Here is a 13,575-nt window from a genome sequence, read left to right as displayed (position 1 = left end):
GCTCTCGCCGTCCAATTCACGCGTTCGGCATACGGGGGTCGCTTTTCCGGTCCCTCCTTTTCGCCGCGCGCATCGGAGTGTGAAAAAATGAAAATATCGAGAAAACTGTACTCGTATTATCTGGTATGGCCCGCCCTGTTGATCTACTGCGTCTTCTTCGTCGTCCCCGCGATCGCGGGATTGTATTATTCGTTCACGGACTGGCGGCTCGACCGGATCGGCATCAAATTTATCGGCTGGGACAACTTCGAACGCATTTTTACCGACAAAACGCTGCTTCTGGCGATCAAAAACACGCTGATCTTCGCCGTCGCCACCGTCATCGGCAAAAACCTGCTCGGCCTGGCGCTGGCGGTCGGCTTGAATATGAAGCTCAAGACGCGGAATCTGCTGCGGGCGATCTTTTACTCCCCGTCCATTCTGAGTATTCTGGTTATCAGCATCGTGTTCACGCCCATGCTGCGCTCGGAAGGCACCATCAACCGCATTTTCGAGTCGGTCGGTCTCGGCTTTCTGAGCCAGAACTGGCTGACCGATCCGCAGATCGTCATCTGGACGGTCGCCGCCGTATCGATCTGGCAGCACGCGGGCTTCCAAATGGCGATCTACCTGGCCGGCCTGCAGTCCATCCCGAAAGACTATTACGAAGCCGCGACCATCGACGGAGCCGGCGCCTGGAGAAGCTTCCGCAGCATTACGCTGCCCCTGCTGCTTCCCGCGCTGAACATCAACCTGATGCTGACGCTGATCGGCGGGCTTAAAGTCTTCTCCGAAGTGTTCGTGCTCACGGGCGGCGGCCCGGGCAACGCTTCGCAGGTCGTCGGCACGATCATCCTGCGTTCGTTCGGCGAAGGCAGCTGGGGCCTGGGCACGGCGGTCAATACGCTGCTGTTCGCGGCCGTGACGATTATCGCCATCCCGCTGCTCATCTTCATGCGCCGCAAGGAGGTATCCGAATAATGAGCTATACCCGCAAAATGGCCTGGCGCAATTATATGGTCGAAGGCTTTCTGCTTCTCGCTTCCCTCGTGATCATTCTGCCGATGCTGATCATGATCTTCGGCAGCTTCATGAACAATATCGAAGTGATGAAGTTTACGCTGCGTCTGCCGAGCGAATGGCATTTCTCGAACTACGCCACCGTATTCAAGGAAGGCGGTCTCGCCCGCGCGTTCTGGAACGGCATCCTGATCACCGGCATCTCCTGCGTCGTAAATATCGTGACCTCCTCGGCGGCGGCTTTTATTCTGACGCGCCGGGAGACGAAGCTGTCGAATTTCCTGTACATGTTCTTTTTCATGGGATTGATCGCGCCGATGTCCGTCATCACGACCATTCGCGTCGTGCAGTGGCTCGGCTTCTACGGCAGCATTTCCAGCGTAATCTTCATTTACGCTTCGCTGAACACGGCGTTCAGCGTCTTCCTGTACAGCGGATTTATCCGCTCCATCCCGAAAGCGCTGGACGAAGTGGCGTTTCTGGAAGGGGCGGGCACGCTGAGCGTGTTCTTCAAGATCGTCACCCCGCTGATTTTGCCGGTCAACGCGACGGTCGCGATTATGGTGTTCATGTCCGTCTGGAACGACATCACCATTCCGCTGTATTTTCTCACCGACAGCTCCGACTGGACGATGCCGCTCTCGGTTTACAATTTTTACGGGAAATTCAGCCGCGACTGGAATCTGATCTTCGCCGATCTCGTGCTGACTTCGCTGCCCGTGTTCATTCTGTATCTGTTCTGCCAGAAGTATATCGTCAGCGGTCTTACGGCCGGCGCGGTAAAAGGATAGCGATAAACGCAAAAACGAAACGGACCCCGATCCTGCATCGGAGTCCGTTTCTTCATTTTATGTTCGTTCCTCTTTCGTGTGTTCATTCTGCGTTTTTTCGTCCTGCGTGTGCTTATTTCATGCTGCTTCCTCCCTGCGTTCGCGTTACGGCTTCACGCTTTTTTTGAAATAATACTCCGCCCGTTCCAGCACGAATTGATACTGATAGTTCATCTCCTCCGCCGAGTCGGCCGTCTCGAGCACGTGCTTCGCTTCGTTGATCGCCCGGTTCAGCGTCCCGAAGGCCGAAGCCGGATATTCGCCGGAGCGGATTCCCCGCGGGGAGGTATCGGCCAATTTCTGAATGCGGACGATTTCTTGGGCCAGTTTGGCGGAGCTTTGGATCGCATACCGATCGTTCTCCACGTCGTTGAGCGCGGCGGAGTACACCGCTCTCTCGTAAGGGCCGTTACTCAGCAGCGCCTGCAGGAAAGCGACCGAGCGATTGAAATCGTCCACGCGCTCCTTCGCGTCTATCCCGAGCTGTTCCAGCACGACCATGGACTCCGCTGCCTTCTCCTGGCTGTAAGCCAAGGAAGAGCGATAGCGATCGAAGTCGGGCGTCACCAGATGAGACAGCTTGGACGTTTCCAATTCGTAATATTGATAGGCCTGAGCCGCTTCGCCGTTGCTGTCTCCCATCGTGTCCATCAGATCATACGTTTTGTCGATCATATCGATGACGCCTTTCTCGTACGGCGTCAAGTAAGACGGATCGGAAGACGGGTACTTCGAATAAATCGCGCTTCCGTCGCGTCCCATGATCCGACTCACGTCTTTTTTATCATGCACATAGCGATAAGCGTAGTCGCCCCATGCCTTCTCCATCTGCTGACGGGCGGAGAACAGCTGCGCGGAAGACGGAGCCGGATTCGCCACCACGGCGAGCGCCTGGTTCTGAGCGGCTTGGAGCGCCCAGTATTCCATATGGTCCGACGTTTGGGCAAAACGGTTCTGCGAATCCATCGAAGCGGTCACCAGATAAATCAATTCCATTTTGGCGGGATCGCTGACATTCGGAGCGGAGACAGCGGCATACTCTTCAGCGGATGCGGACGGCGCGAAAGGCAGTGAAGCTGCCCCTGCTCCCAACGCGAAAACGGATGCCAGCGCGGCGGCCGGCAGCTTTTTCCACAACTTGCGTCCTGCTTGATTCATGTTCGTTTCCTCCCTATGTATAAGATGAAGGCGATTATGTCCTATTCTTATTACACTTTTGAATGAATTTGGAAACTTTGTTTACAATAATCGTCATTTACGCCCTTTTATCTTATGGGCTTATTCAAGATCGTGCCGAAACGCACGTCAAAAAGCCCCGGCATTCGCCGAGGCCTGTTTCTTCGCTATGCTTTTGAAGTTCTTAAACCTTGAACAGCGCTTCGCCGACCAATCCGGCCGCGCGGTCGCTGCTCAGTTCGCCGAAATCGAACATCTTTTTGATCTGGCCCGAGAAGCTGACGCCCCGCGGCAAATTGGGACGCTCCCTTATGTAGACAAGCAGATGATTACAACGACTATTACACGTAGAGGTTGAGCACTAAAATAAAATCCATATTAAGATATTTATTGAAAAATCTTTTTCGACGTTGTAAGAATGTTTATCTATGGCAGATCATGAGGGTTCTTCACTTAAGTAAGTATTAGAAGAAATTCGAACAAGTAAAAAGAAGTTCGAAAGTGCGAACCCAAAGCTCTCATAAAATCCCCGGGAGGTTCGCACCCCACATCCTATAAGGGTTTGATCAATTCTTATTGTGTTTTTGTCTGGTTTTGAGTAGGCTGGATTTGAGGTTCGCACTTTTCGGCCTGGGAAGCCTTGCTAGGCAAGAGCTGGGAAGGAGAACAGTCGCACCCCGTGCGGGTGCGTGGATTGAAACCGGTTTGGTCACCGTCTTCGTCGTAAACCGGGACGTGTCGCACCCCGTGCGGGTGCGTGGATTGAAACTTTAAAGCTGAATTGAGCCATACCTTAAACCTCCGTCGCACCCCGTGCGGGTGCGTGGATTGAAACCGGCGACACGGCGGTCATACGCGCGTAGTCCTCCGTCGCACCCCGTGCGGGTGCGTGGATTGAAACCTCCATCCCCTTTCGCCGCAACGATTGGCGGCGGTCGCACCCCGTGCGGGTGCGTGGATTGAAACCGTCTGGCGATTAAGAACGGCGATCGCAACAAAGTCGCACCCCGTGCGGGTGCGTGGATTGAAACTTGTTCGCAATCCTGGCGATAGTAACCGGCGTCGCGTCGCACCCCGTGCGGGTGCGTGGATTGAAACACGCATAAATTCGGATTGTTTGGCGCCGGAACGATGTCGCACCCCGTGCGGGTGCGTGGATTGAAACTCGCCTCTGAAAACGTGCGCAGCCAGGGCTTCTAAGTCGCACCCCGTGCGGGTGCGTGGATTGAAACCCGAGTTTAATTCGGGCGCATCCGTTAAACTGTAGTCGCACCCCGTGCGGGTGCGTGGATTGAAACAACTCCAACGGTGCCGCGATTGCCAAAGCCATCCAGTCGCACCCCGTGCGGGTGCGTGGATTGAAACGCATGCTCATCTCCGACGCCCGGCTCCTTGATCGGTCGCACCCCGTGCGGGTGCGTGGATTGAAACTCGCTCGGTGATGTGTCGTATGACTTCATAGACGACGCACCCTGCGAGCACAGAAAATTGAGAATATTAGAAAAAGCGAACAAGGAGCTGTTCTCCAAGTTCGCTTTTTTATCACTTTCTTTTTTTATACAGCCATTTAGATTCAGTATTCAATTCTTCTTCGACCGTCGGAAGGGTCTTATCAAATTTCCCTTGTGCTTTGCGATTTGCGGTAAACCACTTATGTGATGCTGCGTCGTTGACCTTTGATCCATTGTTAGCTTCATCTATTTGCGGATAAGAAACCTGTTGAGCAAAATCGAGAGGTTTCCAAGTTGCAATCCTCTTCATGGTCTGCCTAGAAGAGCTCAAGACTTCTAGTTTGCAATGTTCTCTGGAAATTGGCGTTAGCTCCCACTCTCCATTAGACTTGTTAATGCGACGCTGATAAACCTGATCGACTTGGATCTGAATACTTCCCAATCCCAGCGGCTTCGCGCGTCCAATCTTATGAGCACATTTTGGATCTTCAAAGTCTAGTGTCCACAATAAGTTTGTTAATTCTTGCTGTGTAATCTGCTCAAAGTACACATTGAATTTAAATGTCAATGGTTGCTGTGAATCACGAAGTTTTTGACGTAAGGGACGAATGATTTGGATCATTTTCTTGTTCCCTTTTTCTGCTTCAGGAGCATTCGCAGATTGAGACTTTGATGTAGAGTCATATTGGTATACCTTACGGATGACTGACTTCCAGCCCTCATGATGCCAATAAAATTTACGTCCCCGAATCTTGATCTCAGAAGCAGTCAGCGGAGTTCGCAGCTTGTCTTTCTCAATCTTTTTGTCTGGCAATTGAACGTAATCATAAGTCCAGTGATCCGACTTATTAATATGCTCTGTTTCTAAAGGACGCGAAACATAAAACTCAGCGCTCCCCGGCTTAGGCTCTCCCATCTCCGGCAACTCAATTTCCGGATAATAATATAGAGCAGTGTCATCTTGACGCAGCGAATCCAACACACACGCATCTTCAATTCGCAACCTTGAGCCTAGCGAATTCCCCTTTTCTTTGGAAACCATACCAAATAATTGGCATGTCTTACATACGCAATTCCGATCTACACAAGGTTGATAGCCGCCATTACTTTTTAGCAAATGCTCGATGTCATTCAGAAAAACTTCTTGGGACAACATCGACGGAGAAAGATATTGCGCTACAATTTGTGTGTCCTGTTCAGATATAGAGTAGTAAACGAGAACATCTTTTTTTTCAGCTATTTTTCGAGAAAAATTCTTTTCGTAAGTCGCATATCCACGATGCGGCCGGAATTTTTCTTTGAGATGTCTATTTTCTTCCGAATTATATTTTGAGAGCACTTTTTTTAATCGCTGTAATTCTTCCAAAGAAACTGGAAGGCAGGATTCTTCAGTGCTTTCTACGAAAATCGATTCATGGTGTTTTTTCTTTCCAAAGGGTTCGCCTTTATGCAAATATCCGATTTTCCAACGATCGCCTTTTTTTTCGACCAGGCTATATTCTTCAACAACATAGTTCATATAACTTCTATTTTTATATCTACGCTTTGAGCTTTTCACATATATTTTTAAACCTTCAGCTAAACTATAATAGTCCTTTCTCGGCATCAACTGTCCATGTCCTTCTTGCTCACAAGTTACGTTCAGCATCAACCGCTCACACGGCTGAATCTCCCATTCGTTCTTCTCCTGATTCCATCTCAAAATACCCGGCTTTTTCTGCTCCACAGATCTCCGAGACAGCTGTCTATTCTCTTGAACCGAAGACATGCACCCATTGAAGGCCGCTTCATGCACACTTCTCAATACTCCGCGAATTTCCGATCCGGGGATGACGGGTTCGCTGTGCTTTTCTTTTCTGGAAATAGGTTGAGAACCACTCAGATTTTCATAGGAGAAAAAATCATAGCTCTTAGGTTTATCCTCTCGATCCTCTGTAAAAGCCCGATCATAACTGGTATTAGGAATGAAAATCGGGGTCTTCAACTGAATGAAACATTCAATATAACCGGTGAGCTTCTCTGTTTGGCTATCGCCCTCTTCGCTGATCCACTCTCTATAGCAAACCGTTTCGAGTGGAACGAAATTATAAGGATTCACGAAACGGTCCTCTTTTGGCGGAACTTTTTTGGAACTGTCATTATGCTTATTTTGCTGACTTTTATAGTGATCGCTCAACACGCTCGCCCTCCTGACTCGACCAATCGACAAAACCAACCATTCGCTCGTCTACAAAGCGGTAACCGGAACGCGGCTTCCACACCTCATCCATACCGATCCTCTTTTGATCTTCAAATTCGATATAATTGCGCACAATAAGACCTTTCTCCGCTCCCTTAGGAAGGGAATCTGGGAAGTATAATTGCGTGCCTCGTTCCGAAGACAGCAGCGTCCAGTCGGATTCCTTATCGCTCGTTTGCCGTCCTTTGCTATGTCCCCATAGCTTATGTGTTTCTGACAAACAGCTAAACTTCGGTTGTCCAGAAACGGAATCTGACCCTTCATCTTCTAATACTCGGATGCTAAATCTGTTTTCCATACGAATAGCTCTCAGTTCCTGTCTACGGTTGAAGACCCTGATTTCTTGAAGGTATCTCACCTGATCTTGATCTAAGGCCTGCACCCGGCATGGGCGAGTGTGTCCCAGCAGCAGCTTTCCGTTTCGCCAAGCTCCGATCACCACTTCATTCACAAACATCGCGTAGACCCATTTTTCCTCTCCTGCGCTTTGTTCAGTCCACGCGACCAACATAGAGAGCAGTTCCGCCTCGCTGACAGCTTGATAATCGAATCTACAGGATATCTCTAGTATGTTCAAATCGCTCAACGTACAACCGCTCCTTTTTCCGTTTGCTGACACCATCTGACCGCTGCAAGATAATAGGCTTTCTTCATGTCTTCCGATAACACGCTGCCATTCAGGTAAACCTTATGATCCCCTATGTCCTTGAATGTTCCCCGACCGACAGCCGTCTCACCGCCTACAGCAAGAAGGCCTTCTTGCAGATCCCGAATCACCCAGAGCAGAAGCCCGCATAGAACCGCTTGCTCTTCTTCTGTTTTAGGTCTCAACCAACGAATCCCTAGCTCCGTTTCTCCGCCGATCCAAGGCGTCATCGTGTACAAAGCTCCTTTTACCGTTCCGCCTGTAAAACGATCAATCTTATTTCGAGTCAACGTTAGCGCATGTCCGCCTTTGACTGAAGCCTCTTCGATTCGAATCCGCGAAGCTTTTAAGCATTGAGAACGCTGCTTCCTGTCATGCAGCGTGCCGAATAGAGCTTCCATCTGCTTCGTTCTCCGTTCCTGATCGACTCCCATTTCTTGCAAAATCATATTCAACCGTTCTCGTATCGCGCCTGTCCAGCTTGTGCCCGGAATAACCGCCGCTCCATTCATTTGCAGTTGTTCATAATCCGGCTCATTCGGCTGCCCTAAGCCCTTACCCGTGTAGCGTCGGATCATTAAGGTGTGACGTATGGCAAGCGGAACCTGCATTCTGCAATAACCAAAGGAACGTCCTTCGATTCGAGCCAATACACCTGGAATAAAGCTTACATGCGGACTCCACTTTGCGTTCTGCTCAGGGACACCTGTCATCTCCCCTTGCCAATCCCATTCAAGCCAATCCAAGACCTCTTTCGGATTCGAATAGTCGAAGCTGCGAGCTTCGATCCGTTTAACCTTTAACTGACCGAATCCCCGTCTGCTTTTGGCTCCAATTGTGAGATCGCCCGTGTATAGCCCGTCGATTAGCTCAAGAATAAGCTGTTCCAGTTCAGCTTGTGCTACGGTACGGTTCGTGTCGTGGCGCAAGTTCCATTCCAATCGAATCGTAAATGGAGTTCCGGTCTCTACGACCTGCACTTCGTATTTCGTCTGATCCAGAGCCGTCTTATACGAATCTAATCGCACGCCATCCCGCGTCGTAATGTTCGCTCGTCCATCCGAATCCGCCCCTAATGACAGATCGTAGACGATGAGTGAACTTTGTTTCCCCAAATGCGGCTCTGACTGTTCGTTGAACAGGCTCGTTTTTCCGCCAAACAAGGCTTCAATCGCTGCTGCTCGTGAGCAAGTAGAGCCTTCATTCAGAAAATGCCGAAACGCTCCAGCGAGAGAGCTCCCCGGTACGAACGCTCTACCACTGCGATCCATGATCACATCATTGTCCGTTTGTTCATTCTCTCCCGATCCTGCCAATAGTGGAGAAGCCAAGGCTCCCTTTAATCGTATGCAAACCTTTTTGAGGAGATTGCCGTTTTTCATTTCGGTTCTATTCATTTCGGTTCCTCGCTTCCCAAATCAACGTCTGGAAATATCCATTTATAAACGCTGGAGACTTCTCTTGCACTTTTAACAGAATGGCTAGCAGCTTCGTAAGCTCCGGTTTTTCTTTTACTTTTGATTCTTTGTCAGATGGGGCTTTAAACTGCTTGTGCTTCGCTAAATTCCAATATTGTCTAAGCTTCGTCGAACCTGTACGTGCTTGTTCATATTTATTTTTGTCATTCTTCGCTGCTTCGCGACCTTCTGTATACTCTTTCCTACGTTTCGATCTTTCTTCAATTAACTTCTCCATGTTTTCCAAGAAGCCGGATGTAACCGCCTCTACCAAAGCGTTCGTAAAAGTCTCAAGCTTCATACCTTTTGCAGAAATTGCCTTGTCGACGAGTGACAGCACTCTGAGCGCGCCACAGCCTTCACCTGTTCGACTTCCCCATCTTGTGGACTCGATCATGGTGATTTGTTCCGCGCTGAATGTACCCTTCTCCAGTTGGAGTACAATTGTCGTTCCTGCCTCCAATACCGGAGTCTGCGGCTTGGGCATACGCCACTGTGCATTGTATCCAGCTAATACTCCAAATTTCAGCCGACTCTCGCCAAGTTGGACTTGACTGCCTAGAGCTTCACTAAGCTGCTCAATTAATAGATCCGGGTTTGCTTCTGCACGACCGTTGCGATCGACTAACACCATAGGCGTATACAGACAAATCGTAATCTGACGAGCAGATTGGACAGATGCTGGCGATTCATAGAGTACCGGACTAGCCGACTCCATACGCTCAAAACGCACTTTCCCATACTCGGCAGTACGGGAACGCCCAAGCCGTAGCTGATTATTTTCTGCTCCCAGACAACCAAGCAATTGATTTAAATCATCCGACGAACCACGCAAAGTTCCTTCGAAGAGTTGCCCTTCACTTAAAGAGGTATATTGGAAAAATTGTCCTTCGTTCACTCCACGATCCGGTCCTTTCGGATGAGCATAGTTCCGATCTTGAGGACGCGAATGGTGCATACGCACCTCTTTCTCCAGTTCATACTTATAGAGCATGTTACTTTGCAGATATACATAATAAGACAGACTACGCAGCTCCAACTGGCCGCCTTCCTGATCTTCCAGCTCTCCAGCCCCCGGTACGTCATATACCTGATCCTCATTCTTCACACGCTGCCAGTTTGCCGGACAAGGCGCGAAGACCTGATCACGACTGACAGGCAAGGCATAGCCGAACTTGACTCCTCCTCGAAGGAAAATCCGTGCGAAGTCCGGATCGGTATGGGCCTGAGCACCGAGTCCCTTCTGACGAATAAAAGTTCCTGCTAAGGCTCCCAAGAGTACCGAGCCGGGAATCGAACTCGCACTGCTATGATACAAACCTCCGTTGCCCGGAATAAGCACAGGTTGTTCAAGCTTCAGACGGAAAGGCACTTCAATTTCTTCCGTTCCTTTTAGGTCACACTTCTGCTGAACAAAATCCTGCAACTGTTCACCCACCTTTAATGAACAGCGAACCTCTCCCATCCCCCGTGTACGTCCAAGTCCTATGCTGCGAAGTCCTTTTACACAGCGTTCAAGCAAGAGCTGCGCCTGAGCGATCGTAGAGGGATCTGTCTGAGCGGCGAAGATCAATTCGATTCGACTTCTCAGCTTGATCCCCGCTTGCAGTACACGCATCGTCCGCAGCGAGCCATCCGCAGCCGAACCATGATCCTCGTCGATAGCCGTACGCGTACGGAGCATCGTCAATTCATCCAACAGATGCTGTTGAAACTTCTTCCCTTTGGCCTTCGTCTCCTCACGTACCGATTCATATTCTTGCGGCTCCAGCTTGAAATGTTTGGACGCACTTGGAATCTCGAATAGATGAGCATCTTCAAGATGTAGAGCGCCCGAATACTGCTCTCCAGGAACTCCAAATAAGACGTCAAGCGACTCACCCAAACCGCAAGCTTGCAGTTCTAGCGCAACTTCGCGCAAGCAGCCCTTGATTCGCTTGGCCGGAATAACAGGTAATCCGTATTCGCTGGCGATCTCAATGTCTACGACCCCCGATGTGCCGTCGCCGTTGGCTGCACACAACTCACTATGTAATTCAATCTCCAGCCATAGAGTGCTCATGCTCATTGTCGTCCCTCCTCTTGAACAGCCCCAGCCTCGATCGACCGGTGCATCTCTACAATCTCCAGAGCATCACGGATGAGGCGATGCGGAATCTCTCCTGTTCGTAATGCAGGCGGGCACAAATCCTCGATGTTATAACCTCTGGAAGCCATCTCGTCCACTAACGAATTCAACTCACCGGACACTCCTCCCTCGGCATAAGTCTCATAGAGACGGTTCAACCAAGTTCGCGGCCATATTCCTTGCTCAACCCCCTGCTGAATTCGACCTACCGTATCTTCCAGAGCAGAGTAGGAATCCACGGTCATCGCGGCTTCTCCTCGTTTCTGCATCAGGTAAGACGTCTTACTGATAGGGTCATCGGGTGAATTCTTAAACGCATTGCGAATATCTTCGAGTTGTCGAACGTAACTTCCGCGAACCAGATGGAAATCGAGGCAGCTCTCACTATGCGCTTTTTTATTGTTTTTGAGGTCTTTATACCTTTTCGACTTGGCAATTTTGCAGCATTCTTCAGCAATCTCATAGGCGAGACTAAACGGGAAATGACTATGAACCAATGCAATCCCCGCGCACGCGGATAACGAAATCGACGGCTTGAGTTCTTCCGACTCTTCTGCTGCTTCCAGTTCACGCAAAAATGCCGCTGCAAGCGGAATTCCGATCTCGGCTTCACAGATTAAAGTTACATCATCCCCGTCCATGATAAGCGGTCGGATCTTTAACGTTTGCTTTTCAGTCTCAGAACTTTTAGCGTCACTTAGTGACTTGGAAGCGATCTGTTCAATGATCTTAGCGAACTTGGCTTGATAACCGTCGGCAATCTCTAGGGATAACTTTCGCATCTCATATACAGCGCCTGCATAATCGAGCTGCTGCTTCTCCCATTCCGACATCTTGCGATACAACTGCTTGCCCATGCCGTTTCCGTCGATATGAATAACCGCTACATAGCCGTCTTCACCGCGTTCTCGAACCAGATCCGACATCTCGAAGGCCCATTGATAACGGTTGCCGAGATTAGCGGGAAGCGGAAAGGTTTGCTCGGCTTCCGCACGCCTTCTACTCCCTACGGATGTTTTTTCATCTTCAGAAGCTTTTTGCTTCAAGTATTGAAGAGTTGACCGTTGACCCGACGCCGTAACCGGAAGACCGCCAAATCCTTCTTGCTCGGAGATCGGAAATGCACCAAACGGACGCTGCCGAAGCATAGCCGACTTGACTTGCTGAAGCCGCTTCTCCAGTTCCTTCCGATCCGTGACAAAACATTCGAAATTCGTGGCCACTTCTGCGACGGCAAGCGATAACGTATACGTTGTTTTGATGATTCGTTCAGCGAACCTGCGATTGACCTTCATGTAGAAGTCCCAATCTCGAAAAGCCACAATCGCACTTCCTCCACCTATGTATACGATCTGAGCAACTAGACTGACATCTTCAACAATGTCGAAGGTTGAAGATGCGACTTGCGAGGAATCACACCATTGCGTCTCGATCCGTGCATTTTCATAAGAGTCCGCGACTTCACGAAGAACATCAGGAAGGTCATCTTTGAGAATACGCCCGACAATCCGCGAGGCCCCCACGTTCTCACTGAGTCGGTTGGATGCAAAGATATATTCTTGAATGCCGCTGACGTCGTAGATAGCGAGCCAAGCTGTTTGAGAATCCTTCATTTCTTCGACTCCTTTGGTTCTTCGGCTTGTGTGTTTAAATTGGAAAATTTCTTATAGTTTTCGCGGAACATGTCTGCATATGCTTGGTGAGGGAAAGGCATTGGGTTGTTGATGAGCATGAGAAGCTGGTTGAGCTGGAAGGTTAGGGAGAGTAGGACGTTTTCTTCGTTTTCATCAAAAGTTTGAACAGCTAGACTTTTCAAGGTTCTTCCTGTGTCTTCCACTTCAGGAATTAATGCTTTGAACATAGCGGCTTCTTCTGTATACCGTTCATGTCCGTAATGGTTCAACTGCTTGTACCACCAGCTATAATCTTCTTTTTCATTTAAGATCGTCTTCTTTAATCGCTGTCCTTCATTTACATCAAGAATAATATCGAAAGAACTTTCAATAGATGCCGAAATTCTCGCACCTTCTAATGATGTACATAAAATTAATAATGGACGTGTTGAGGTTTGCGACTGAGAATAAGGTGCGCGAAGCTGAATTTTCTCTCGTTTTTCTTTTGAAGATTGCAAATAGTTGAAGGTGTCTTTAAAGTTCTTTTGACTATCCACAACACCGGCTATGACTCGAAAATAGGAATTATAAAAAGTCTTTAATCTCTTGATCGAAGATGCCCATTTATTAACGCCTGAAACACTTCCGCTTTTACATTGGATTGCAACGGCAACTGCTTCGATCGGAATGAACTTCATATTTTCAAAACTAAAAATATAAGGCGTATAGCTCTCGTCAAAAATGGCAATATCCACCTCTGCCGAAATCTCTCCGTAAGAATCAATGATAAATACACCCTGATCGATACAAAACTTTTTGGGAGTAATCGATTCAAAGAGTTTCAGCCAGATTCTTTCTCTAGTCGTGCCGCTTGTTAGATGATGACTTGGCGTTTCAAAAGTTAATTGATTGATTATTGAGTGCTGTGTTCCCATATAATTTTTAGCAATTGCACGAATCGTTTGTTCGGGAGGTACTGATCCTTTGGATTTTCCCCTGTTTGACTTTGTTAATTTTCCTTTTTTTGAAGTCATCC

9 protein-coding genes and 1 CRISPR repeat array are annotated in these 13,575 nt (G+C 49.0%); of the genes, 2 read left to right on the top strand and 7 right to left on the bottom strand.

Annotated elements, in window-relative coordinates; all coding sequences use genetic code 11:
- Nucleotides 1–87 precede the first annotated feature (87 nt).
- Both GYN08_RS01965 and GYN08_RS01960 read left to right on the top strand, forming a co-directional pair.
- Nucleotides 88–960 carry a carbohydrate ABC transporter permease gene (locus tag GYN08_RS01965; protein WP_166271987.1) on the top strand — a complete coding sequence of 291 codons (873 nt, stop codon included), beginning with the start codon at nt 88–90 and terminating at the stop codon, nt 958–960.
- Nucleotides 960–1,790 (top strand): carbohydrate ABC transporter permease, encoded by an 831-nt coding sequence (locus GYN08_RS01960; protein ID WP_166271985.1) that lies wholly within the window; start codon nt 960–962, stop codon nt 1,788–1,790. Before GYN08_RS01965 ends, GYN08_RS01960 begins: the two co-directional genes overlap by 1 nt.
- Nucleotides 1,791–1,934: 144 nt before the next feature.
- Here the strand turns inward: GYN08_RS01960 and GYN08_RS01955 are convergent, their stop codons facing one another.
- From GYN08_RS01955 to GYN08_RS01925, 7 genes are all read right to left on the bottom strand, one after another.
- Entirely contained in the window at nt 1,935–2,987 is a 1,053-nt protein-coding gene (locus GYN08_RS01955; RefSeq protein ID WP_166271983.1) for a hypothetical protein, read from the bottom strand.
- Nucleotides 2,988–3,674: 687 nt separating this feature from the next.
- Nucleotides 3,675–4,436: direct repeats of the CRISPR family, unit length 32 nt; unit sequence GTCGCACCCCGTGCGGGTGCGTGGATTGAAAC.
- A gap of 111 nt (nt 4,437–4,547) precedes the next feature.
- Nucleotides 4,548–6,632 carry a TIGR03986 family type III CRISPR-associated RAMP protein gene (locus GYN08_RS01950; protein ID WP_166271981.1) on the bottom strand — a complete coding sequence of 695 codons (2,085 nt, stop codon included), beginning with the start codon at nt 6,630–6,632 and terminating at the stop codon, nt 4,548–4,550.
- Nucleotides 6,616–7,281 carry a type III-D CRISPR-associated protein Csx19 gene (gene csx19, locus GYN08_RS01945; RefSeq protein ID WP_166271979.1) on the bottom strand — a complete coding sequence of 222 codons (666 nt, stop codon included), beginning with the start codon at nt 7,279–7,281 and terminating at the stop codon, nt 6,616–6,618. Before csx19 ends, GYN08_RS01950 begins: the two co-directional genes overlap by 17 nt.
- Nucleotides 7,278–8,738 (bottom strand): RAMP superfamily CRISPR-associated protein, encoded by a 1,461-nt coding sequence (locus tag GYN08_RS01940; RefSeq protein ID WP_166271977.1) that lies wholly within the window; start codon nt 8,736–8,738, stop codon nt 7,278–7,280. Before GYN08_RS01940 ends, csx19 begins: the two co-directional genes overlap by 4 nt.
- Nucleotides 8,731–10,866, bottom strand: coding sequence for an RAMP superfamily CRISPR-associated protein (locus GYN08_RS01935; protein ID WP_166271975.1), 2,136 nt, complete (start codon nt 10,864–10,866; stop codon nt 8,731–8,733). Before GYN08_RS01935 ends, GYN08_RS01940 begins: the two co-directional genes overlap by 8 nt.
- Nucleotides 10,863–12,539 carry a Cas10/Cmr2 second palm domain-containing protein gene (locus GYN08_RS01930; protein ID WP_166271973.1) on the bottom strand — a complete coding sequence of 559 codons (1,677 nt, stop codon included), beginning with the start codon at nt 12,537–12,539 and terminating at the stop codon, nt 10,863–10,865. Before GYN08_RS01930 ends, GYN08_RS01935 begins: the two co-directional genes overlap by 4 nt.
- The gene (locus GYN08_RS01925; RefSeq protein WP_166271971.1) at nt 12,536–13,573 is read right to left on the bottom strand and encodes a DUF6602 domain-containing protein; all 1,038 of its coding nucleotides are present in this window, start codon (nt 13,571–13,573) and stop codon (nt 12,536–12,538) included. Before GYN08_RS01925 ends, GYN08_RS01930 begins: the two co-directional genes overlap by 4 nt.
- Nucleotides 13,574–13,575 lie beyond the last annotated feature (2 nt).

It is taken from the genome of Saccharibacillus alkalitolerans, assembly GCF_011090185.1.
GTDB classification, from domain to species: Bacteria; Bacillota; Bacilli; order Paenibacillales; family Paenibacillaceae; genus Saccharibacillus; species Saccharibacillus alkalitolerans.
The sequence above is the reverse complement of the archived record's forward strand: the minus strand, read 5'-3'. Positions and strand labels throughout refer to the sequence as shown.